Genomic DNA, 22,512 nt, shown 5'->3' with positions numbered 1-22,512 from the left:
GCGTTTTCATCCAATCGCGAATCAGCGCGGGGGCATAATTCACCCCTGCGACCCAGAAGAGCTCATCCTCTGACGAGGACTTGAGACCTTCATCTTGGCACTCATTTGGCTTTGGCCGGATGGGTGCCTTTTTTTTGGGGCAACTTTTCTATCGCCCCGCATATCCGCGATTGCTTGCGCCGCGGCGATTGCGCGCCTATGTAAGTGGAGTAATTTGCTCCAGTTAAGAATCGTTCGCAACGGCGACGGAAAATAATATGCGCCTGTCCAACCTTGCCGATTATGCCGTGGTGCTGATGAGCGCCGCCGCCCGCCAGTGCGGGTCGGTGCCGATTCACGCGGGCATGCTCGCCGAACAGACGGGCATCCCGGGACCGACCGCGCAGAAGCTGGTGAGCCAGCTCGCGCGCGCCGGCCTGCTCGTCGCGTCGCGCGGCAGCGGCGGCGGCGTGCGGCTCGCGCGGCCCGCGGCCGCGATCAGCGTCGCCGACATCATCGAAGTGGTCGAAGGACCGATCGCCCTCACCTCCTGCGTCGCCGAAGGGCGCCATGATTGTTCGCTAGAGGGCAGTTGCAAGGTGCAACCGCACTGGGGCGTCGTGAATGGCGCCGTGCGCGGCGCGCTGGCGGACATCAGCCTTGCGACGTTGAGCGTCGCCCCGAAACACCCCTCCCCTCCGCCGATCCCGGCACTGGCCGGCGACGAGATCAGATTATGACCGACAACACCGAACTCCCCGTCAAGGATCAGGCCGCGCATGATGCCGCGGCAAAAGTCGCCGATTACGAACATGGCTGGTCCTCGACCATCGAGACCGACTTCGCGCCCAAGGGGCTGACCGAGGATACGGTCCGCTTCATTTCGGCGAAGAAGAAGGAGCCCGAATGGATGCTCGACTGGCGGCTGAAGGCGTTCCGCCACTGGCAGACGATGGAGACGCCCGACTGGGCGAAGCTCAACGTGCCGCCGATCGACTATCAGGACGCCTATTACTACGCGGCGCCCAAAGCGAAGCCGAAGCTCTCCAGCCTCGACGAAGTCGATCCCGAGATCCTTGAGGTCTACAAGAAGCTCGGCATTCCGATCGAGGAGCAGAAGGTTCTCGCCGGTGTCGAGGGCGCGCGCAAGGTCGCGGTCGACGCGGTGTTCGACAGCGTCAGCGTCGCCACGACCTTCCGTGAGGAATTGAAGCGCGCGGGCGTGATCTTCCTGTCGATCAGCGAGGCGATCCGCGAATATCCCGAACTGGTGAAGAAGTGGCTCGGCAAGGTCGTGCCGATGCACGACAATTATTTCGCGACCTTGAACTGCGCGGTCTTCTCGGACGGCACCTTCGTTTACGTGCCCGAGGGTGTGCGCTGCCCGATGGAGCTCAGCACCTATTTCCGCATCAATGCCGAGAATACGGGACAGTTCGAACGCACGCTGATCATCGCCGACAAGGGTGCGTATGTCAGCTACCTCGAAGGCTGCACCGCGCCGATGCGCGACGAGAATCAGCTCCACGCCGCGGTGGTCGAACTCGTCGCGCTCGACGATGCCGAGATCAAATATTCGACAGTGCAAAACTGGTACCCCGGCAATGCCGAGGGCCTTGGCGGCATCTATAATTTCGTGACCAAGCGCGCGCTATGTCAGGGCAAGCGCAGCAAAGTGTCGTGGACGCAGGTCGAAACCGGCAGCGCGATCACGTGGAAATATCCGAGCTGCGTCCTCAACGGCGACGACAGCGTCGGCGAATTCTATTCAGTCGCGGTCACCAACAATTATCAGCAGGCCGACACCGGCACCAAGATGATCCACAATGGCAAGCGCACGCGCTCGACCATCGTTTCGAAGGGGATCAGCGCGGGCAAGTCGAACAACACCTATCGCGGCATCGTGCGCGTCGCGCCGAATGCCGAGGGCGTGCGCAACTTCACCCAGTGCGATTCCTTGCTTTTGGGCAGCACGTGCGGCGCGCACACCGTGCCCTATATCGAGGTCCGCAACCCGACCGCGACGGTCGAGCATGAAGCGACGACGAGCAAGATCAGCGACGACCAGCTTTTCTACGCGATGCAGCGCGGCCTGGGACAGGAAGAAGCGGTGGCGCTGATCGTCAACGGCTTTGCCAAGGAAGTGCTGCAGCAACTGCCGATGGAGTTTGCGGTCGAGGCGCAGAAATTGCTGGGGATTAGCCTTGAGGGGAGCGTCGGATGAGCGACGATTTTGAGTGGAACGCTGAAAACGAAGACGTCGTTCAGCACAGCGTCCAAGGCGTCGCTGCTTACATCAACGCTTATGGAAACATTACCATTCGCCAAGAGCGGAACTGGGATGAAGACCAAGACACAATCGTGGTTCTGACAGTGGATTCAGCACGTGGGCTCGCTGAAAAGCTCAAAGAACTCATCAATTCCTATCAGGCTTAATCATGCTCAAAATTGAAAACCTCCACGCCACCGTCGCCGACAAGCCGATCCTGAAGGGCCTGTCGCTCACCATCAATGCGGGCGAGATCCACGCGATCATGGGCCCCAATGGCGCGGGCAAGTCGACGCTCTCCTATGTCCTCGGCGGGCGCCCCGGTTATGAAGTCACCGAGGGTTCGGCCCAATTCGACGGGCAGGACCTGCTCGACATGGACCCGCATGAGCGCGCCGCGGCTGGCCTGTTCCTCGGCTTCCAATATCCGGTCGAAATCCCCGGCGTGTCGAACGTCCAGTTCCTGCGCGAAAGCCTGAACGCCCAGCGCAAGGCGCGCGGGCTGGAACCGCTGTCGGGCGGCGATTTCCTGAAGCTGGCGCGTGAGAAGGCGGGGCTGCTCAAGCTCGACATGGACATGCTCAAGCGCCCCGTGAACGTCGGCTTTTCGGGCGGCGAGAAGAAGCGCAACGAGATGGTGCAGATGGGCATCCTCGACCCGAAACTCGCGATCCTCGACGAGACGGACTCGGGGCTGGACATCGACGCGCTGCGCGTCGTCGGCGACGGCATCAACGCGATCATGCGCCGTCCCGACAAGGCGGTGCTGCTGATCACCCACTATCAGCGCCTGCTCGACTATGTGCAGCCCGATTTCGTCCACGTCCTCGCCGCCGGCCGGATCGTCAAGTCTGGCGGCCCCGAACTCGCGCTCGAACTCGAACGCGAAGGCTATGCGGAGATCGCGGCGTGATCCTCGCCCTCGCCCTTCTGACAATTGCGCAGGCGCCCGAACCAGTGCCGACCGACGAGGAAATCGTCGTGATCGCACAGAAGCTGGGAAGCCTTGCAGTAATGGTCGGCCGCGACGCCAAAGGGCGTTACCATTGCGACCTCAGCGAAAGCAGCGGCAACGCGCGCCTCGACGCACAGCTCTGCAAGACGAGCGCGGCTTGCGTGAAAAAGGGGGCGTCGAGCCAGGCCGAGGTCAAGGCGTGCATCGACAAGCGCAAATCGACGCTGCTCGCCGATTTTCGCCGCAAATGGGCGGAGCGCCGGCCATGACCGCCCTCCCCACCCGCCGCGACGAAGCGTGGCGCTATAGCGACATCGACGCGGTTACCGCGGCATGGCCGCTACCTGCGCCCGAGAGCATCATCGTGCCTGCCGGCGGCAAGTTTGCGCGCGCGATCGTGCAGGACGCCGGCGAGATCCGGCAGATCGACCTGGTGCTCGGCAAGGGCGCGGCCGCATCGCTGCATGTGCTCAACATCGGCGGCGCTTATGGCCGCATCGAACTCAATGTAATCCTGCACGAGGGCGCCGACTTCCACCTGGGCGCGGCGCAGATCGGCGGCGGTACGCAGAATCTGGAGATCGTCACCACCGTCACCCACGCCGAACCCGGCGCGACGTCGCTGCAGGTCGTGCGGTCGGTGCTCGGCGGGACCGCTACCGGCACCTATCTCGGCAAAGTCGCCGTCGCGCGCGATGCGCAGCAGACCGACAGCGAGCAGGATGTGAAGGCGATGCTGCTCGACCGCAGCGCCACCGCCAACGCCAAGCCCGAACTCGAAATCTTTGCCGACGATGTGAAATGCGCGCACGGCTGCGCGATCGGCGAACTCGACGCCATGGCGCTTTATTACCTCCAGTCGCGCGGGTTGCCGCCCGGCGAGGCGAAGAAGCTGATGCTGCAGGCGTTCGTTGCCGGCGTGTTCGATGGCGCCGAGGATGAAGAACAGCTGCAGGCGCTGGCGCTCGCGAAGCTGGGAGAGTTGGTGTGACCAACCTCCCGTCCCCGTTCGCATCGAGCGAAGTCGCGATGCCCAACGGTAGTGCGCGCATTAGGGGTGTCTCAACGTCGCTCGACACGAACGGGATTAGAGATCAATTCCCCGGCCTGACGCCGGGCTGGCACTATCTCGACACAGCCGCGACCGCGCAGAAGCCACAGGCGGTGATCGACGCCACCGTGAACGCAATGGGCCGCGACTATGCGACCGTTCACCGCGGCGTCTATGCGCGGTCGGCCGACATGACGCTCGCCTATGAAGCGGCGCGACGGCGGATTGCGGCCTTTATCGGCGCGCGAGAGAATGAGATCGCATTCGTGCGCGGCGCGACCGAGGCGATCAATCTGGTCGCTTATTCGCATCCGAAGAAGGGTCGCGTACTGCTGTCGATGCTCGAACATCACAGCAATATCGTGCCCTGGCAGCTTGCAGGCTGGCAGGTTGATGTGTGTCCGCTGACCACGGACGGCTGCATAGACCTCGACGCCGCCGAAAAGCTGCTGACCCCCGAACATAATATGGTCGCCTTCGCGCATGTCTCGAACGTGCTCGGCAGCCCGCTCGACGTCGCACGCGCTGCCGAGATCGCGCACCGCGTCGGCGCCGAATTGCTGATCGACGGCTGTCAGGCGGTGCCGCGGCTGCCGGTCGATGTCGCGGCGCTCGGCTGCGACTATTACGCTTTCTCGGGCCACAAGCTTTACGGCCCTACGGGGATTGGCGTGCTGTGGAGCGACAAGCTCGACACGCTTCCGCCCTGGCAGGGCGGCGGTTCGATGATCGACCGTGTGACGTTCGCCAAGACGACCTACGCCCCCGCCCCCACCCGCTTCGAGGCCGGCACGCCCGCGATCATCGAGGCGATCGGGCTTGCGGCGGCGGTCGATTATGTCGAAGCGATCGGCATCGACGCGATCCACGCGCATGAGGTGTCGCTAGTCGGCACACTGCGCGAAGCACTCGCGCGCAAGAACAGCATCACGCTCTTCGGCCCCGAAAACAGTGCCGGAATCGTGAGTTTTGCGATGGCGGGGGTTCATCCGCACGACATCGGCACTATCTTGGACGAAAGCGGGGTCGCGATCCGCGCCGGGCACCATTGCGCACAGCCGCTGATGGAGCATCTGGGCGTAGCTGCGACCGCGCGTGCGAGCTTCGGTGTGTACAATAATGACGACGATGTGGCGGCGCTGATCGATGGCCTCGCCCGCGTCGAGAGGATTTTCGGATGAGCGAGGATCGGATGATCAAGGTTGAAGAAGTCGCGAGCGTCGAGGCGCCGCCCAAGGCGCGCGTCGAGGATGCAGAGACTGCGCCCGAAAAGCTTGAACGCAAGCGCGACTATCTCGAAGGCTTTCTTGCGGCCAAGCCCGCGGCGGTAGAAACCGGCGCGGTCGGCGGCGACCTGTACGAAGCCGTGATCAACGCGCTGAAGGACATCTTCGACCCGGAAATCCCGGTGAACATCTATGATCTTGGCCTCATCTACAATGTCGAGATCGACGAGGGTCATGTGATGGTCACGATGACGCTGACCACGCCGCACTGCCCGGTCGCTGAATCGATGCCCGCCGAGGTCGAATTGCGCGTCGGTGCGGTTCCGGGCGTCGGCGATGCCGAGGTCAATCTGGTCTGGGATCCGCCGTGGAGCCCACAGAATATGAGCGACGAAGCGCGCCTCGAACTGGGAATGCTGTAATGACCGAGACGAAAACCCGCGCACGCCCCGCCGCCGTCGCCCTCACCGCCGGAGCCGAAGCGCGCATCGCGAAGCTGATGGCGTCGGCGCCCGAGGGCGCGATCGGCGTGCGCCTGTCGACGCCGCGCCGCGGCTGTTCGGGCCTCGCCTATTCGGTCGATTATGTGACCGAAGAGCAGAAGTTCGACGAGAAGATCGAGACCCCAGGCGGCGTCTTCTATATCGACGGCGCGTCGGTGCTTTACCTGATCGGCAGCACGATGGACTGGGTCGAGGACGATTTCGCCGCGGGCTTCGTGTTTGAGAACCCGAACGCCAAGGGCGCGTGCGGTTGCGGCGAGAGCTTTACCGTCTAGGCGCGCATTTCCGCGCGAAATCTGCTATAACGCCTCTGAAATAGCAGGGGCTGTCATGATGCGTGCGCTCTATTTGCTTTATGCCGCAGTGGCTTATGCGATCTTTTTCGCGACCTTTTTGTACCTGATCGCCTTCGTCGGCAATCTTTCGCTTGTGCCGGTGACGGTCGACTTCGCGCGCGTGGCATCGCCCGGTAAAGCCGCGCTGATCGATACGGCGCTGATCGCGTTGTTCGGCATCCAGCACAGCGTGATGGCGCGGCCGGGGTTCAAGGCGGGCTGGACGCGCATCGTCCCCGTGCCGATCGAGCGCAGCACCTATGTGCTGTTCGCCAGCGCGGCGCTGATCGTGCTGATGGCCTTCTGGCATCAGCTAACCGCGCCGGTGTGGACCGTGACCCATGGTGCGGGCGCCGCGATCCTCTGGTTGCTGTTCGCTAGTGGCTGGCTGATCGTGCTGACGAGCACCTTCCTGATCAATCATTTCGAACTGTTCGGACTGCAACAGGCCTGGTTCGCGCTCCGCGAGCGTGCGGCAGCGCCGCCGGTACTTCGCCAACCTTTCTTCTACAGGTTCGTCCGCCATCCGCTCTATTCGGGCTTCTTCATCGCTTTTTGGGCGACGCCGGTGATGACGGTCGGGCATCTGCTGCTCGCGGTCGGCGTGTCGATCTATATGCTGATCGCGATCCGTTACGAGGAACGCGATCTGATCGACATCTTCGGCGAGGCCTATGTCGGCTATCGCAGGCGCGTCGGAATGCTCATCCCGCGTATCGGGCGTTAGCGGCAGACGGTCCAGCCCGCCGTCCGCGCCGCCATGTCGAGATGGAAATGGTCGGCGTGCGCCCGATTATAATCGGGCGACAATATCGTGCTGAACAGGCCGCAGCTTTCGTCGCGGACTTCGTGGAGGAACTCGCTGCGCTTGTCGCCGGGCGCCCAGTCGTTGATCAGCGAGATGCGCGTGCCGTCGGCAAGGACGAAGGCCGAAATGTCGATCGCGTTGGCGGTCGAATGCTGGCTCTGCGCCTGCTCGCCCGCGATCTTGCGGCAATTATAGCTGCCAAGATTTTCGAGTTCGACGACCTTTTGCCCAAAATATTTTTCGGCGAGCGGCTGAATGACGTCGCGATTCCAGAGAATGAGAGCCGCCGTGACCGCGCAGCCGGGCGCGACATTCGCGGGGCGCATCGTCGGCGCGAATTTGTTGCTGGTCAGGATCATTCGCTGGCTCGCGCGACACATGCCAGTGCCGATCGCGGGGCGCCTGAGATAGCCCGCCCCCGCACGGTCGAACGCAGCGAAACAGGCGGTGTCGTCGCTGGCGAGCGTCTCCAGCTTTCGGTGCGTGGCCCAGCCCCATGGATGCGCGAGTTCGAAGCGTGTCCCCGGAACATGCTCGGGATGCGCTCGCACCCACTGCATGCCAAGGATCGCACCGATGGTCACAAGGACCGCGGCGCCGAACCAGATCAGATAGGGGCGCAGAGTCTTCACTCGTCCCGCACAGCATAATTTTCCGCTCGTTGAAAGCGCCGTCCCGCTCGATGACGGCGCTTGTGCCGATTCAGGCGGGTTCGGTGGCCAGCCGTTCTTTGGCGCGGGCGTCATCGGGCCCTTCGGTGCCCAGCGCACCGAGTTCCCCCTGCTCGCGCGCCTTGCGGCCATAGAGCAGTTCGAACAACGGTCCCGCCATCACAGTGGTGACGATCGCCATCAGGACCATGATCGCGAACAAGGTCGGGCCGATGATTCCCTTTTGCAGGCCGATGTTGATGATGATCAATTCCATCAGCCCACGCGCGTTCATCAATGCGCCGATGCCCATCGCCGTCCGATTATCTTCCCCCGCAAGGCGTGCCGCAAGCCAGCAGGCTCCGAATTTCGCCGCGATTGAGACGAACAATATGCCCGCTGCGATCGCCAGCAGCGACAGGCTGTTCACCGTGGTCAATTGTGTGTTGAGGCCCGAATAAGTGAAGAACATCGGCAGCAGAAAAACGACCGTCATCGGCTCGATCTTCTTCTTGATCTCTTCGGTCAACAGCCCGCGCGGCATGCATGCGCCGAGCAGGAATCCGCCGAACACCGCGTGTATGCCGACCGCGTCCATGAAAAACGCCGCCATCGCATAGGCCATCAACACCACCGCCAGCCACCCATCCGTCAACTCGCCCTTCGCCTCGACAGCGCGGCCGAGCGGGATCAGAAGTTTGCGGCCGACGAAGAACATGAAAAGCGCGAAGCCCACCCCGCCGACAATCGCAAGCAGCGCGACGCCCGCGCCGGCGCCGAAGGTCGCAAGCACGATTGCCAGCACGCACCACGACACGGCATCGTCGAAAGCGCCGGCAGTCAGGGTCAACGTGCCTAGCGAGGTGTTCGCAAGGCCGCGTTCGTTGATGATGCGCGCGAGCATCGGGAAGGCGGTGAGTGCGATGCACGCGCCCATGAACAAAGTCGCGCTGCCTTGGCCCAGCCCCTGGGTAAAAAGGCCGGGGATGTCGAGCAGGAAGGGAGTAATCGCCGCAGCAAACAGGAAGGGCGCGACGATGCCCGCCACGGACACGCCGACCGCGCTCTTCGCCTTCGACCGGAAATGATCGAGGCGCAGCGTCGTTCCGACCAGAAACATGTAGAGCCCGACGCCGAACTGCGCTCCGACGTATAGAATATTGCGCGTCTCTTTCGGGAACAGCGCTGCCTGAAATTCGGGAAAGAATAGCCCGAAGAGCGACGGGCCGAGCACGACGCCGGCGATCATCTCGCCGACCACCTGCGGTTGGCTCATGAAGCGGTGCGCGAGCCAGCCGACGACGCGGCACACGAGCAGGATCACCGCGATTTGCAGGAAGAAATGGATGCTGTAATCGCTGGGCGCGTAGCTTTGCGCGGCGTTCACCGCGGGCCCGTGCGCGCCGATAACGTCGCTGACGGCGCGGATCAGTTCATCGACCATATGTGACGCCAATTTGCCCTCCCCACGCCGAGGCCGCTCGGTTTCAACGCGACCCAGTCAATGGCAGCATAGCCGCATGGGAACGCTATCAACAGCGCAATTTTCACGCTCCGGCAGCCATCGGCATCGGCCAGAGGCCCCCTCCGTTTGCGGCGGAGCGCCGGTCGTTTCGCCCTCAGATCACAGCGGAACGAAACTCACGGTCAGCCCGTCCTTCGGCCGCGGGATCGGAAGCACCTGCCATTCGGGCGCATAGCCGTCCGCCACGATGATGCGGTGCGTTGTGATGACATGGTGGAAGAAGATTTTCGCCTGCATATAGGCGAAGTGAAGGCCAAGGCACATATGCGCGCCGCCGCCGAAGGGCACCCACGCATATTTGTGCCGCTCACGCGCGACCTCAGGCGAAAAGCGCATCGGGTCGAACTTTGCCGGCTCGGGCCAATGCTCCTCCATCATATGCGTATAGGCAGGGCTGACGCCGACCGAGGTGCCCGCGGGGATGCGGTAGCCGCCATATTCGAAATCCCTGAGCGCTCGGCGCGGGAAGCTCGGGACCGGGGGGACGAGCCGCAGCGCTTCCTTGAACGCCCATTCGGTCATTTCGAGCTGACCAAGGCTGTTATGCCCGACGCCCTCGCCCGCCGGCGCGACGCTCAGCATTTCCTCGCGCAGCTTGTCCTGCCATTCCGGATTGCGCGCGAGTTCCCAGACGAGCGTCGTGATCGAGCTGGTGATCGTGTCGTGCGCGGCCATCATCAGAAAGTTCATATGGTCGACGATCGCCTCGACCGACATATATTCGCCATTGTCGTCGCGCGTCCGACAAATCTGACTGAACATATCCTCGCCCGTGCCCTCGCGCCGTTCGGGGACCATCTTGCCGAAATATTCCACCAGAAAGGCGCGCCCCTTTGCGCCGCGGCCCATCGCGGTGAAGGGCAAGGGCACGCGGACGACGCCGATCGACGCCTGCACCATGTCGACGAAGGCCTTGTTGACCTTGTCCGCCTCCGGTCCCCACGGGATACCGAGAAAGCTGGTCGCAGCGAGATCGAGGGTCAGTTCCTTGATCGCCGGATAGAATTTGAACGTCTTGCCGCTCCACTGGCCGACACGGTCGCGAATCCCTTCGTTCAGCGAATCGGCATAGTGGCGCATCGGTTCGGGTTTGAACGCGACCGACAATATCTTGCGGTCGGCGCGATGCTTTTCAAAATCCATCAACATCAGACCGCGCGGGAAGAGCAGGTTGAGTACCGGTCCCCAGCCCTGTTCGGACGAGAAGATCTTCTCGCGGTCGAACATCACAAGTTCGTTCGCCTCGGGACCGTGGAGCGCGACGCTGCGCCCGCCAAAGCTGTTGCTTCGATAGACGCGGCCATATTTCGCGACCATCCGGTTCGCAAAGCCTGGATAGTCGCGCAATTGGTCGAGCGTGGTGCCGAGCACGGGCAAACCGTCTTCGCCGGGGATATGGTCGAGCGTCGAGCCCGAGTTGCGCGGCAGCCAATGCTGCGTATCGGGACCGAAACGCTTTTCGGACCATTGGGTGTTCGCGGGCTGGATATTCGTCGGCGCGTTCATCGGTCGATCCTCGTCATCATGTTCCGATACAAGGCGTAACCAACTACTGACATCGATGCAAGTAAGGCGTTGCCGAACACTTGACGGCATTCACCGCAAATTCAACTCGACTCGTACAATTCATGCAACAAGTGGACGGGTCGCAACCGTTGGACCCAAAAGGACAAGCCCATGGCGAAGAGTTTGAAGCGCCCCATCTCCATCGCGTTCGGCGCACTGGCGACTACGATGCTCGGCGGCTGCTATTATGGCGACGTCTATGGTTCGAGCTATGCCTCGGGCGGCGATTGCGCCGCGCGCTATGGTAACGCCTATTATGATAGCGACGGCTATGCCTATGACGATGGCTATGGTTACGACTGCTACGACGCGTCGGACTATGGCGGCGGCTTCGCCCAGATCGGCTTCGGCGGCGGCTGGTACGACGATTATTATTATCCCGGTTATGGGATGTGGATGTTCGACAATTACCGCAACCGCTATCCGCTGCGCGGCCAATATCTGAATTATTGGGGCGGGCGCCGCGCTTGGTGGAAACATCATGGCGGACGTGGCGATTGGAAGCCGGGCCGCCCCGGCGGCTGGAACCGCGGCGACAACGACGGGCGACCGGGCGACGGTCGGCCGGGACGCCCGGGTGGGTGGAATCGCGGCGATCACGACAATGACGGCCCGCGCGGTACGCGCCCCGGGCGCGGCCCCGCCAATCCTGGGACGCCGCCTACCGCCGGCAATCCCGGACGCCCCGACCGCGGCGACGGTCGCCCCGGCCGACCCGGAGGATGGGGCCGCGGTGATGGCAATCCCGACGGCCCGCGTGGCACACGGCCCGGCCGTGGCCCCGGAAGTCCCGCTACGCCGCCTGCCGCGGGCAATCCCGGTCGTCCCGATCGCGGGGAGGGCCGCCCCGGCGGCTGGAACCGCGGCGATGGCAATGGCGGCCGCCCCGACCGCGGCGCGGGCGCCGGGCGGCCGCGCCCGGCTCCGGTCGCGAGTCCGCCGCCCGCAGCGCGACCTGCTCCCGTTGTGCGCGAGGCACCACGCCCGGCACGCCAGGCGCCGGAGCCCAATCGTGAAGGCCGCGTCCGCGATAATTAGGAAGCTTGACCGGCGGGCGGCGGATCTTTCACGCCCGCCGAAACGACCGTCGCGGCGACAAGGTCGCCGACAACGTTAAGCGTCGTGCGGCACATGTCGAGGAAACGGTCGACGCCGAGGATCAGCCCAATCCCTTCCGGCGGCACCCCGACCGACGCGAGGATCAGCGCAATCACGGGGAGCGATCCCGCCGGCACGCCAGCCGTCCCAATGCCGCCCAAAATGCAAACCAGCATCACGACCAACTGCTGGTCGAGCGTCAGGTCGATGCCAAAGAATTGGGCGAGGAAAATCACCGTGACACCCTCGAACATCGCGGTGCCGTTCTGGTTCGCGGTCGCGCCGATGGTGAGCACGAAGCGTGCGACTTTGTCGGGCAGGCGGAGGCGGTCGTGCGCGACGCGGAGTGCGGTCGGAAGCGTCGCGTTCGACGAGGCGGTCGCGAATGCCATGACGGACGCCTCCTGCGTTTCGCGGAAGAAGGCGACGGGCGATTTGCCCGCAAGGGTCTTGAGCAGCAGCGGAAAGACGACGAACATCTGAAGCGCGAGCGCAAGCAGCACGACGCCGACAAAGGCCGACAGGCGGATGATCAGGTCCCAGCCGAACTGCGCCGCAAGGTTGAACATGAAGCAGAAGACGGCGATCGGCGCGAGCTGGATGACGATGCCGATGAGCTTCATCACCACCTCGAACACGCCCTCGATCGCAGTCTTCAGCGTCTCGGTCCGCGGGGTACGCACGAGCATCAACCCGATGCCGAAGAAAAGCGCGAAGAACATGACCGCAAGCACGTCATTCTCGCCCATCGCGGCGAAGAGATTGTCGGGGACGATCGCGACGACCGCATCCATCCCGGTCTTCGCCTCGCCCGCGCGGTCGGCGATCGCCTGCGCGCCCGCCGCCCCCTCGGCCATCAGCGAACGCGCGAGCGCGGGATCGACCCCCGCGCCCGGCTGGAGCAAATTGACGACGGCAAGGCTGATGACGACCGAAATTGCCGAGACGACGACCGTATAGGCGAGCGTGCGCAAACCGACCGATTTCAGCGCCCGCATCTCGCCCATTTCGGCGACGCCGACGATCAGCGCCGATACGAGCAGCGGGATCACAAGCATGAAAAGCAGGCGCAGGAATATCTGCCCGATCGGTCCCGTCACATAGGTTGTGACGGTTTCGACCCACGCCGCATCCGGCGCGCCATAGTGAACGCCAAGCCCTATAATGAGGCCCGCGAGAAACCCGACCAGCATCCGCCAGCGCAGCCGTCTCGCACGCGCTTCGTCACGGTGCACCCCGTCGATCGCCGCTGCTTCGGCCATGGCTCAGCTCCTTGCTCGCCCCCGGTTGGGCGGCCCGAAGCTCGCGCGTTACGCGTTATCGGCCGCTGGCTTGTTTTCACCCTCTGCTATGTCATCACGAAGATCGAGCCCACGGGTTCCATGGTGCGGTGTGTGCGATGGCGCATGCGGCCGCTCGAGGTCGGCGGGTTCGGGCTCTTCGAGCATGCCTTCCCACTTGGTGATCACACTTGTTGCCACGGCGTTGCCGACGACGTTGGTCGCGGTGCGCCCCATGTCGAGGAACTGGTCGATTGCGAAAATCAGCGCAACGCCCTCGACCGGCAGATCGAACATCGCAAGCGTCGCGGTGATGACGACGAGGCTGGCGCGCGGCACCGCTGCGATCCCCTTCGACGACACCATCAGCGTCAGCAGGATCAGAATCTGCTGCGTGATCGACAGCTCGATACCATAGGCTTGCGCGATGAAGAGCGTCGCGAAGCTCGCATACATCATCGAACCGTCGAGGTTGAAGCTGTAACCCAGCGGCAGCACGAAGCCCGAAATGCGGCGCGGCACGCCGAAGCGGTCGAGCTGTTCGAATAGCTTGGGCATCGCAGCCTCCGACGACGCGGTCGAGAAAGCGATCAGCAGCGGCTGGCGAATATAGCGGATCAGCGAGAATATCCGGCGGCCAAGGAAGATCGCGCCCGCACCGAGCAGGATGACCCACAGCACGACGAGCGAGAGGTAGAATTCGGTGACGAGTTCGGCATAAGTACCGAGGATGCCGAGGCCATATTTCGCGACAACGCCGGCTAGCGCACCGAATACCGCGATCGGCGCGAGGCGCATCACATAGCCGGTAATTTGGAGCATCAATTCGGCAAGCGCCTCGGCGCCGCGAACCAGCGGCTTCCCTTTTTCGCCGATCGCCGTCAGGCCAACGCCCGCAAACAGCGCGAAAACAAGAATCTGGAGGACATTGTTGTCCGCCATCGCCTGGAAGATATTCTTCGGGAAAACATGTTCGATGAATTCAAACAGGTCGAGCTTTTTGACCTCGCCAACCTCTGCAATCGAATGCGCACCGACGGTGAGGTTGAGCCCCGCACCCGGCTCAAAGAAATTGACCATGATCAGGCCCAGGCTGATCGAGATCAGGCTGGCGAGGATGAACCATGCGATTGCGCGCGTCCCAATGCGGCCGAGCGCCGAGCTGTCGCCCATATGCGCGATTCCCGCGACAAGCGTGCCGAGAATCAGCGGCGCAACGACGAGCTTGATCAGGTTGAGGAAGATCGTCGACAGCGTGCTGAAGCTGCGCAGCCAATAGGCAAAGGCTTCGCTGTCGGCGGGCACATATACCCGCACCAGATAGCCGGTGATGACGCCGAGGATCATCCCGATAAGAATGTACAAAGTCAGGCGATGGCCCATAAATTACTCCCTGTTCCGCCCCAGGGACGGATCGTTATGCGAGCGGGGTAACAGGGTGACGCGCCGCGGGCAATCGCTGCCGGGCCTATCGCTCGGTCAGGGTGTCCAGAAGGCAAGCGCGGCGCAGCCGGCGACACCCGTGAGTATATTGAGCGGCACGCCGATGCGCACGAAATCCATGAAGCGATAATCGCCCGCGGCATAGACGAGCGTGTTTGTCTGGTAACCGACCGGTGTCGCAAAACAGGCCGAGGCACCGAGCATCAGCGCGATCAGCAGCGGCTGCGGCGCGACTCCCGTCGCTTCGGCAATGCCAATGACAAGCGGCCCCATCAGCGCCGCGACGGCATTGTTGCTGAGCAATTCGGACAGCAACAATGCCGAGAAATAGACGATCGCGATCACTGCCCATTGCGGCGCGTCGGTCAGCACCGGTTCGAGCGCGCCGACCATCAGCGCAACCGAGCCCGCCTGTTCGAGCGCAGCCCCAACCGCGAGCATCGCGAAGATCAGGATCAATACGTCGCCGTCGATACTGCCCCACGCTTCGGACGCATCGATGCAGCGCGTCAGCAGCACGATCCCCACGCCGATGAAGGCGGCGATGCCGATCGACATGACGCCCGTTGCCGACAACAGCACCGCGCTTGCCATCACGAGGATCGCGATCCATGCCCGGCGGCGGCGGAAGGCGGTGACCGACGCCATTGCGAGGCCGATCAGATTGGGATTGTCGCGCAGCTGCGCGATGTTCGCGTCGTCGGCGTCGATCAGCAGGCGGTCGGCGGCGCGGATGCGGTTTTCCGACAAAGTCGGCCCCGGAAGATGGCGAAAGCGAGTTACGCCGAGGATGCGGACCCGCTGGCGCTGGAGGAAGGGGATTTCGGCAAGCGGCCGGTCGATCGAGCGGTGGCTTGGCGAAACCGTCACCTCGACGACGGTCGATTCGGCATCCGGGTTCTCTCCGATGCCGATCGCAAAGCGCTTCTCGCTGCGAATCGTCATCAGCGCAGCGCCATCGAGCCGGGCGACGATTCGGTTACCGGGCGCGAGCCGGTGATTCTGTGCATCCGCCCCCGTGATCAGGCGCCCGCCGGCAAGCACCCCGACGATCTGCGACGGCGCAATGCCGAGGCTGGCGGCGTCGAGCGACATATCGATGGCCGGATCATCTTCGCCAAGGCCGAGTTCGGTCAGATAAAGCTGTTCCGCCCCGTTCGCCTTTTCGGCGATGCGCGGATAGTCCGACGGTAGGAAGCGCGCCATGATCAGGAGTCCAACGACGCCTGCCGCCGCGACCGCAAGGCCATAAGGCGTAATGCTGAACAGTCCGAAATGGCCGAGCCCTGCCTGTTCGGCGATCCCGGCAACGACGAGATTGGTCGAGGTGCCGATCAGCGTCAGGCAGCCCCCGAGCACCGCAATCACCGACAGCGGCATCAGCAATTTCTTGGGCGACACGCCAAGCGCCTCGGCGAGCCGGAAGCAGACGGGCATCATGACGACGACGAAGGGTGTGCTGTTGATGAAGCCCGACACGAGCAGGCCGCCGCCGAACACCTCGATCACCGCGAGGCGCGGGTTTCGCTTCGCGCGGTCGACGACATAGTTGCCGACCTTGTCGATCACCCCGGTACGGATCAGCGCGCCCGAGAGGATGAACATCGCCCCGACGGTGAGCGGAGCGCTGTTGGAAAAGACGCCGTAAGCACCCTTTTCATCGAGCAGACCCAGCGCGAGCATCATACCCGCACCGGCAACCGCGACGACCGACGGCGAGAAGCGTTCCCAGACGAAAGCCGCGAACATGCCCGCGAGCACGAACAGGCCGATAACCGCCTTTTGCTCCGCGATAAATGCGGCGACGAACTCCACTAGGTCATCAGCCGTTTTGGGCCCTGTGCAGCAATTTATGATCGGCGAGGACAAGCGCCATCATCGCCTCGACAACCGGCGCGCCGCGGATGCCGACGCACGGGTCGTGACGGCCCTTGGTGACGATGTCGGTCGCTTCGCCCGCCTTGTTCACCGTCGGCACGGGGGTCAGGATCGAACTGGTCGGTTTAAACGCGACGCGCACGACAACGGGCTGGCCGGTCGAAATGCCGCCAGCGATACCGCCGGCGTTGTTCGACAGGAAATCGGGACGGTTGCTGCCGTCGGTCGCGGGGCGCATCGGATCGGCATTTTCCTCGCCGCGAAGGCGTGCTGCTTGGAAGCCCGCGCCGATCTCGACGCCCTTCACGGCATTGATCCCCATCATCGCGGCGGCAAGATCGCTGTCGAGTTTGGCATAGATGGGCGCGCCCCAACCGGCAGGAACGCCGCTCGCCGCGCATTCGATCACCGCGCCCAGAGAACTGCCCGACTTGCGCGCGGCGTCCATCAGCCCTTCCCAGCGCTGCGCGGCGGCGGGGTCGGGACAGAAAAAGGGATTGCGGTCGATTTCCTCGAGATCGAAATTCGCGGGATCGATCGCATCACCGCCGATTTCGGCGACCCAAGCATGGATCTGCACTTCGGGGATCACGAGCCGCGCGACACCGCCAGCAGCAACGCGCGCCGCAGTTTCGCGCGCGCTCGATCGGCCGCCGCCGCGATAATCGCGGATGCCATATTTGGCGTCATAGGCGTAATCGGCGTGACCGGGGCGATAGGCCTGCGCGATGTCGCCATAATCCTTCGACCGCTGGTCGACATTCTCGATCATCAGGCTGATCGGCGTGCCCGTCGTCTTGCCCTCGAAGGTTCCCGAGAGGATGCGGACCTGATCGGGTTCCTGCCGCTGCGTCGTATGGCGCGACTGCCCGGGGCGGCGTTTGTCGAGAAAGGGTTGTATGTCGGCTTCGGACAGCGACAGGCGCGGCGGACATCCGTCGACGACGGCGCCGAGCGCTGGGCCGTGGCTTTCCCCCCATGTCGTGAAGCGAAGAACGCGTCCGAAGCTGTTGAAACTCATTGCCCTATCCCATCCGGCCGAATGCGGGTGCATATTCGGCCCGTCCGCCTAGCGGCCAAGCCGCGCCCGAGTCCAGCATCATCGCCATGAAATGCGGTCCGGCAAAGGGCGATGCGAAGCGCGCGGCGAGGCCCGGCGAATAGCCGAAACGCGGGTAATAGCTTTCGTGACCGAGCACGAAGCTTATGCCCACGCCTTGTTCGCGGAGTTTCTCAAGCCCGGCGCGGATCAGCGCGGCGCCGATACCCTGCCCTTGCAATCCTGGCACAACCGATACCGGCGCAAGACCGGCACCTACTAGCGCGGCGCCATCGGCCTCGACCTCCATCCGGCTGAACAACATATGCCCGACGATCGCGCCACCCCGTTCAGCAACGAGCGAGACGAGCGCATCGCCGTCCGCCTCGATCATGCGTACGAGTTCGGCTTCGCCCTGATGGCCGAAGTCCGTTCCCGCAAACGCGGCCCGGATAATCGTGTCGACAGCCTCGGCATCCGTCGCCGTCGCGGCGCGGATGCCGATTTCGTCAGACAAGCGAGATGTCCGGCGCGTCTTCCTGTTTCATCCCGACGGTGTGATAACCCGCATCGACATGATGCGTTTCGCCGGTAACGCCCGAGGAGAGATCGCTGAGCAGATAGAGCGCCGATCCGCCGACATCGTCGATGGTGACGTTGCGGCGCAGCGGGGCGTTATGCTCGTTCCATTTCAGGATCAGGCGGAAATCGCCGATGCCCGATGCAGCGAGCGTCTTGATCGGCCCGGCTGAAATCGCGTTCACGCGCACGCCCTGCGGGCCGTAATCATTGGCGAGATATTTGACGCTGGTTTCCAGCGCCGACTTCGCCACGCCCATGACGTTGTAGTGTGGGATCACCTTTTCGGCGCCATAGTAGCTGAGCGTCAGCAGCGAGCCGCCGCCATTGCCCGTCTCTGGATCATAAGGCGTCATCATCGCCGAGGCGCGCTGTGCGACTGCGGTGAAGCTGTAGACGCTTATGTTCATCGTCATCAGAAAGTCGTCGAGCGTGACGTCGGCATAATGGCCGCGCAGCGCTTCCTTGTTGGTATAGCCGATCGCGTGAACGACGAAGTCGATCGTCGGCCAACGCGACGAGAGCGTCGCGAACGCCGCATCGAGATTGTCCATATCGGACACGTCGCAATCGATCAGGAAATCGCAGCCGAGTTCGTCGGCGAGCGGCTTCACCCGCTTCAGCATCACGTCGCCCTGGTACGAAATCGCGAGTTCGGCACCCGCGCCGTGCAGCGCCTTGGCGATACCCCATGCCAGCGACTTGTCGTTCGCGAGGCCCATAATCAGCCCGCGCTTGCCAGTCATCAGACCCGTCATTTTTTGTCTCCGGTCTTTTCAATAATCACATCGTCGACGCGCCCAATAGCGTCGTGGCCCAAATCCTCAACCTCGACGAGCGCGGCGTTGAGTTCGGCGCCCATCACCATACCCAATCCGACGAGATAGAAAAAGAAGAGCGCGACCATCACACCCGCGAGGCTGCCGTAGGTTGCGTCATAGCTGAGGAGGCTGGCAAGCAACGGCGGCAGAGCGAGCGTGACGCCGACCCACCAAAGCGTCGTGAACAGCGCGCCCGGCCATTTCGGGAATTGCCGCCGCCGGTATTTCGACGGCGTAAGGCTGTAAAAGAGCATATAGATTGCGAGGAACAGGCCAAAGCCCGATACCCCGCGCGAGATCAGCACGATGCCGAAGGATTGATATCGCTCGGGCAGCACACGGGTCACGAACTGTTCGACGCCGACGATCAGCACCTGCATGCTGAAGGATAGCAGCATCAGGACGACCGCGCCGGTAATGATGCCGATCGACAGCAGCCGGTAGTGAAAGAAACCCTTGCTGAAATGCGTGCCATAGGCGCGGCGGAGGATATCGCGCACCGTTTCGATCAGGCTGCCGACGGTCCATAGTGCGACGAGCGCACCAAGCCACAGGAAGATGCCGGTACGTGCCGTCATGACTTCACGGATGGGTCCCGAAAGCGCCTTTGCGACAGTGGGCGGCATCGTCGAGAAAACCGCCTCGATGGCCGCCTCGCCCCCGACGCTGCCGCCGAAGATCGACAGCGCGGCGGCGAGCAGGATGAAGAAGGGGAAGAGCGCGATCAGCGCAAGATAAGCAAGATTGCCCGCATGGATGAAGCCGTCGGTGTAGGTGCCGACGACGACGCGGCGCACGATCCGGTACGCGCGGGTACCGGGCGCCAATTGCTCACGCCCGCGATGGATCAGCCCTTCGGCGCGCGCGCGCAGCTTGACGCGTTTGGCGCGTTCGGCCCGCGCCTCGGGCGAGTGCGGCGAATGGCCCTCGGCCAGAAATTCCTTGCCGACCTCTTCGGCGACCTCGCGCTCAAGCGCGGCGACGATCTTTTTCTCGCCGGCGTCAGCCACGCATCACACACCCAGCTCCGCACGCACGTCGCGCGGATCGTTCCATTCGCTGAGCAGCTTGACCAGCGCCTCGTCGTCGGCGGGCAAATCCACCATCAGCCGGACGAGCTGGTCGCCGCGGCCGCCGCTCTTCTGGCTGAAGCCCTTGCCCTTGAGGCGCATCACCTTGCCCGACGAGGAACCGGCCGGGATCGACAGCATCACCGGGCCGTCGACGGTCGGCACCTTGATCTTCGCGCCCTTGACCGCCTCGTTCAGCTTGACCGGCAGGTCGAGGCGGATGTTGGCGCCCTCGCGCACGTAAAAGGGATGATCCTTGACCGTGATCGTCACGATACCGTCGCCGGTGCCGCCGGGTCCTGGCTGCCCCTTGCCGGCAAGGCGCATCTGGGTGCCGGTCTCGACCCCAGCAGGCAATTTCAGGTCGATCGTCGCGCCGTCGGAAAGCGCGATGCGTTGCGGCGCCTGCGTCGCGGCATCGACGAACGACACCGACAGGCGATAGGCGACGTTGGCGCCCTTTTGCGGCGGTGCGCTGCGTCCGCCGAAACCACCGAACGGCCCGCCGCCGCCGCCGCCGCGACCACCGAACAGACCCTCGAAAATATTGCCGAAATCGGCGCTCTCGTTGCCGAAACCGCTGAAACCGCCCGGACCCGTACGCTGATCGCCGCGGAAACCGCCGCCACCGCCATAACCATAGGGCATCGCGGGATTGCCCTCGCCATCGATTTCGCCGCGGTCATATTGCGCGCGCTTCGTCTTGTCCGACAGCAGGTCATACGCCTTGGTCACGTCTGAGAATTTCTCCGACGCCTTTGGGTTGTCCTTGTTCTTGTCGGGGTGCAATTCCTTGGCGAGCTTGCGGTACGCGGATTTGATTTCCGCTTCGCTTGCACTCTTCGCAACGCCCAGGGTGGAATAGGGATCGGCCATTTTGCTCCTGTAGCCCGATAAGTGACTGGGCGTGAAGCCCGATTGCACGTCGATGTGGTAATGTGCCGCTGCAGGTCAAGTTCCGCGCAAGCAAAGCCCTCCCCTGCGGCGGAGGGCTTATTGCTTGCTCACCGCCAACTGCTCGCATTATGACCGCGCGGATGAGCGACGATCCCTTTGCCCTGTTCGATAGCTGGTTCTCCGAAGCGCGCGCCAGCGAACCCAATGACGCCAATGCGATGGCACTCGCGACGACGACGCCCGACGGACATCCGTCGCTTCGCATGGTCTTGCTGAAGGGGCATGGTCCCGACGGCTTCATATTTTACACCAATCTCGACAGCCGCAAGGGCGGCGAGCTGGCGGCGAACCAGCATGTCGCGCTGCTCTTTCACTGGAAATCGCTGCGCCGGCAGATTCGTATCGAAGGTGCGGTGACGCCCGTCGACGACGCGATCGCCGACGCTTATTTCGCAACGCGCAGCCGCGACAGCCAGCTTGGCGCGTGGGCGAGCGACCAGTCGCGACCGCTGGATAGCCGCGAGACGTTCGAGGCGCGCTTCGAAGAAATGCAGGCGCGGTTCGAGGGGCAGGACGTGCCGCGTCCGCCGCGCTGGTCGGGCTGGCGCGTTAATCCTTCGGCTATCGAGTTCTGGCAGGATCGCGCACACCGCCTGCACGAGCGCACGCAGTTCCGGCGCGCCGGAGAGGGCTGGACGAAAGGATTGCTGTATCCATGAGCGCTGCACGCCGCCTTCCGATCACGCAGGTCGACGCCTTTGCCGACCGTCCCTTTACCGGCAATCCCGCTGCGGTCATGCCGCTCGAGGAATGGCTAGACGATGCGACGCTGCAGGCCATCGCGGCCGAGAACAACCTCGCCGAAACCGCCTTCCTCGTTCCCGACGAGAGCAACGAAGCCGATTATGAACTGCGCTGGTTCACCCCGACAATCGAAGTCGCCCTGTGCGGCCATGCGACGCTCGCGAGCGGGCACGTCCTCTTGTCGGCGGCGCAGTGGCGGAACGACATGCATTTTCGCACGCGCAAGGCCGGCCGCCTGACCGTCGCGCGCAACGGCGACGACGGGGGTTACCGGATGAAACTGCCCGCCTATCGCCCGGAGGCGAAACCGATGCCCGACATCGTGCGCACGATGGGCGGCAATGTGGTCGAAACGCTGTGGCATGACGGCGGCTATGCGCTGATCGTCTATCACAGCGCCGAAGAGGTTCGCGCGCTGACCCCCGATCTTGCGGCGCTGAGCAAGGGCGACATCCTCTATATCGCGACCGCGCCGGGCGGCGGCGATGTGTCGGACGCCGACGTCGTCAGCCGCGCCTTTGCACCTGGCGCGGGCATTCCGGAGGATCCGGTGACGGGATCGGCACACAGCGTGCTGACGCCCTATTGGACGACGCGCCTCGGCCGCGACCATTTCGCCGCCTATCAAGCGAGCGCGCGTGGGGGCCATGTCGGCTGCCGCCTCGACGGCGACATGGTCGAGCTGACGGGCACCTGCGTCACGACGGTGGTTGGCGACTTTTTGCTGTAAGGCAGG

Annotated in this window: 24 protein-coding genes; 13 read left to right on the top strand and 11 right to left on the bottom strand. The window is 63.6% G+C overall.

The genetic code is table 11. The features are described 5' to 3' along the window. The first annotated feature begins 257 nt into the window (after window positions 1-257). From KEC45_RS04100 to mddA, 10 genes are read left to right on the top strand one after another with little or no spacing between them, the layout of a single operon-like run. Window positions 258-719, top strand: coding sequence for an SUF system Fe-S cluster assembly regulator (locus tag KEC45_RS04100; RefSeq protein WP_252171505.1), 462 nt, complete (start codon window positions 258-260; stop codon window positions 717-719). Further along, a complete protein-coding gene (gene sufB, locus KEC45_RS04095) occupies window positions 716-2,203 on the top strand; it encodes a Fe-S cluster assembly protein SufB (RefSeq protein ID WP_062182763.1) in 1,488 nt (495 codons plus the stop codon). The genes KEC45_RS04100 and sufB overlap by 4 nt, the downstream gene beginning before the upstream one ends. Then, window positions 2,200-2,415, top strand: coding sequence for a hypothetical protein (locus tag KEC45_RS04090; protein ID WP_062182766.1), 216 nt, complete (start codon window positions 2,200-2,202; stop codon window positions 2,413-2,415). The genes sufB and KEC45_RS04090 overlap by 4 nt, the downstream gene beginning before the upstream one ends. 2 nt (window positions 2,416-2,417) lie before the next feature. Next, window positions 2,418-3,161 carry a Fe-S cluster assembly ATPase SufC gene (sufC, locus tag KEC45_RS04085; RefSeq protein WP_062182769.1) on the top strand — a complete coding sequence of 248 codons (744 nt, stop codon included), beginning with the start codon at window positions 2,418-2,420 and terminating at the stop codon, window positions 3,159-3,161. Then, window positions 3,158-3,472: a hypothetical protein gene (locus KEC45_RS04080; RefSeq protein ID WP_062182771.1), complete on the top strand. Its 315-nt coding sequence runs from the start codon at window positions 3,158-3,160 to the stop codon at window positions 3,470-3,472. The genes sufC and KEC45_RS04080 overlap by 4 nt, the downstream gene beginning before the upstream one ends. Beyond that, window positions 3,469-4,194 carry a SufD family Fe-S cluster assembly protein gene (locus KEC45_RS04075; RefSeq protein WP_083435936.1) on the top strand — a complete coding sequence of 242 codons (726 nt, stop codon included), beginning with the start codon at window positions 3,469-3,471 and terminating at the stop codon, window positions 4,192-4,194. Before KEC45_RS04080 ends, KEC45_RS04075 begins: the two co-directional genes overlap by 4 nt. A gap of 38 nt (window positions 4,195-4,232) precedes the next feature. Further along, the gene (locus KEC45_RS04070; RefSeq protein WP_152682454.1) at window positions 4,233-5,435 is read left to right on the top strand and encodes an aminotransferase class V-fold PLP-dependent enzyme; all 1,203 of its coding nucleotides are present in this window, start codon (window positions 4,233-4,235) and stop codon (window positions 5,433-5,435) included. Next, window positions 5,432-5,902, top strand: coding sequence for an SUF system Fe-S cluster assembly protein (locus tag KEC45_RS04065; RefSeq protein WP_062182777.1), 471 nt, complete (start codon window positions 5,432-5,434; stop codon window positions 5,900-5,902). Before KEC45_RS04070 ends, KEC45_RS04065 begins: the two co-directional genes overlap by 4 nt. Then, window positions 5,902-6,258 (top strand): iron-sulfur cluster assembly accessory protein, encoded by a 357-nt coding sequence (locus KEC45_RS04060; RefSeq protein WP_062182780.1) that lies wholly within the window; start codon window positions 5,902-5,904, stop codon window positions 6,256-6,258. The genes KEC45_RS04065 and KEC45_RS04060 overlap by 1 nt, the downstream gene beginning before the upstream one ends. Before the next feature lie 55 nt (window positions 6,259-6,313). Further along, a complete protein-coding gene (gene mddA, locus KEC45_RS04055) occupies window positions 6,314-7,045 on the top strand; it encodes a methanethiol S-methyltransferase (RefSeq protein ID WP_062182783.1) in 732 nt (243 codons plus the stop codon). Here mddA and KEC45_RS04050 read toward each other — a convergent pair. The 3 genes from KEC45_RS04050 to KEC45_RS04040 all read right to left on the bottom strand — a co-directional run bounded on the left by KEC45_RS04050 (window position 7,042) and on the right by KEC45_RS04040 (window position 10,807). Further along, on the bottom strand, window positions 7,042-7,758 hold the full coding sequence (locus KEC45_RS04050; RefSeq protein ID WP_062182786.1) for an extensin family protein: 717 nt from the start codon (window positions 7,756-7,758) through the stop codon (window positions 7,042-7,044). The genes mddA and KEC45_RS04050 overlap by 4 nt on opposite strands. Window positions 7,759-7,828: 70 nt before the next feature. Continuing rightward, on the bottom strand, window positions 7,829-9,220 hold the full coding sequence (locus KEC45_RS04045) for a cation:proton antiporter (RefSeq protein ID WP_252172015.1): 1,392 nt from the start codon (window positions 9,218-9,220) through the stop codon (window positions 7,829-7,831). 180 nt (window positions 9,221-9,400) lie between these two features. Further along, entirely contained in the window at window positions 9,401-10,807 is a 1,407-nt protein-coding gene (locus KEC45_RS04040; RefSeq protein ID WP_083435848.1) for a cytochrome P450, read from the bottom strand. A 171-nt stretch (window positions 10,808-10,978) separates the two neighbouring features. On the opposite strand from KEC45_RS04040, the gene KEC45_RS04035 reads away from it, so the two are divergent. Then, window positions 10,979-11,905: a hypothetical protein gene (locus KEC45_RS04035; protein WP_062182791.1), complete on the top strand. Its 927-nt coding sequence runs from the start codon at window positions 10,979-10,981 to the stop codon at window positions 11,903-11,905. On the opposite strand, the gene KEC45_RS04030 is transcribed toward KEC45_RS04035, so the two are convergent. The 8 genes from KEC45_RS04030 to KEC45_RS03995 all read right to left on the bottom strand — a co-directional run bounded on the left by KEC45_RS04030 (window position 11,902) and on the right by KEC45_RS03995 (window position 20,951). Further along, on the bottom strand, window positions 11,902-13,227 hold the full coding sequence (locus KEC45_RS04030) for a dicarboxylate/amino acid:cation symporter (RefSeq protein WP_252171504.1): 1,326 nt from the start codon (window positions 13,225-13,227) through the stop codon (window positions 11,902-11,904). The genes KEC45_RS04035 and KEC45_RS04030 overlap by 4 nt on opposite strands. 48 nt (window positions 13,228-13,275) lie before the next feature. Then, a complete protein-coding gene (locus KEC45_RS04025) occupies window positions 13,276-14,628 on the bottom strand; it encodes a dicarboxylate/amino acid:cation symporter (protein ID WP_062182797.1) in 1,353 nt (450 codons plus the stop codon). A gap of 96 nt (window positions 14,629-14,724) precedes the next feature. Then, a complete protein-coding gene (locus tag KEC45_RS04020) occupies window positions 14,725-16,503 on the bottom strand; it encodes an SLC13 family permease (RefSeq protein ID WP_062182800.1) in 1,779 nt (592 codons plus the stop codon). Between the two features lie 7 nt (window positions 16,504-16,510). Beyond that, on the bottom strand, window positions 16,511-17,587 hold the full coding sequence (gene aroC, locus KEC45_RS04015) for a chorismate synthase (RefSeq protein WP_062182803.1): 1,077 nt from the start codon (window positions 17,585-17,587) through the stop codon (window positions 16,511-16,513). Window positions 17,588-17,591: 4 nt separating this feature from the next. Beyond that, window positions 17,592-18,122, bottom strand: a complete 531-nt coding sequence (locus tag KEC45_RS04010; RefSeq protein WP_062182806.1) for a GNAT family N-acetyltransferase — start codon at window positions 18,120-18,122, stop codon at window positions 17,592-17,594. Further along, window positions 18,115-18,942, bottom strand: coding sequence for an enoyl-ACP reductase FabI (gene fabI / locus KEC45_RS04005; RefSeq protein WP_062182809.1), 828 nt, complete (start codon window positions 18,940-18,942; stop codon window positions 18,115-18,117). Before fabI ends, KEC45_RS04010 begins: the two co-directional genes overlap by 8 nt. Then, complete coding sequence (locus KEC45_RS04000) at window positions 18,939-20,015, bottom strand: YihY/virulence factor BrkB family protein (RefSeq protein WP_083435849.1); 1,077 nt, start codon at window positions 20,013-20,015, stop codon at window positions 18,939-18,941. Before KEC45_RS04000 ends, fabI begins: the two co-directional genes overlap by 4 nt. A 3-nt stretch (window positions 20,016-20,018) precedes the next feature. Then, window positions 20,019-20,951 (bottom strand): DnaJ C-terminal domain-containing protein, encoded by a 933-nt coding sequence (locus KEC45_RS03995; RefSeq protein ID WP_252171503.1) that lies wholly within the window; start codon window positions 20,949-20,951, stop codon window positions 20,019-20,021. Window positions 20,952-21,112: 161 nt separating this feature from the next. Here KEC45_RS03995 and pdxH point away from each other — a divergent pair, with 161 nt between their 5' ends. Together pdxH and KEC45_RS03985 are read left to right on the top strand one after the other, a co-directional pair. After that, entirely contained in the window at window positions 21,113-21,691 is a 579-nt protein-coding gene (gene pdxH / locus KEC45_RS03990) for a pyridoxamine 5'-phosphate oxidase (protein ID WP_062184215.1), read from the top strand. Next, window positions 21,688-22,506, top strand: coding sequence for a PhzF family phenazine biosynthesis protein (locus tag KEC45_RS03985; protein WP_062182815.1), 819 nt, complete (start codon window positions 21,688-21,690; stop codon window positions 22,504-22,506). Before pdxH ends, KEC45_RS03985 begins: the two co-directional genes overlap by 4 nt. The last annotated feature ends 6 nt before the right edge of the window (window positions 22,507-22,512 follow it).

The organism is Sphingopyxis sp. USTB-05 (genome assembly GCF_023822045.1).
Lineage (GTDB): Bacteria > Pseudomonadota > Alphaproteobacteria > Sphingomonadales > Sphingomonadaceae > Sphingopyxis.
Note: the sequence above shows the minus strand (reverse complement) of the source record. Positions and strands in the feature narration are given on the sequence as shown.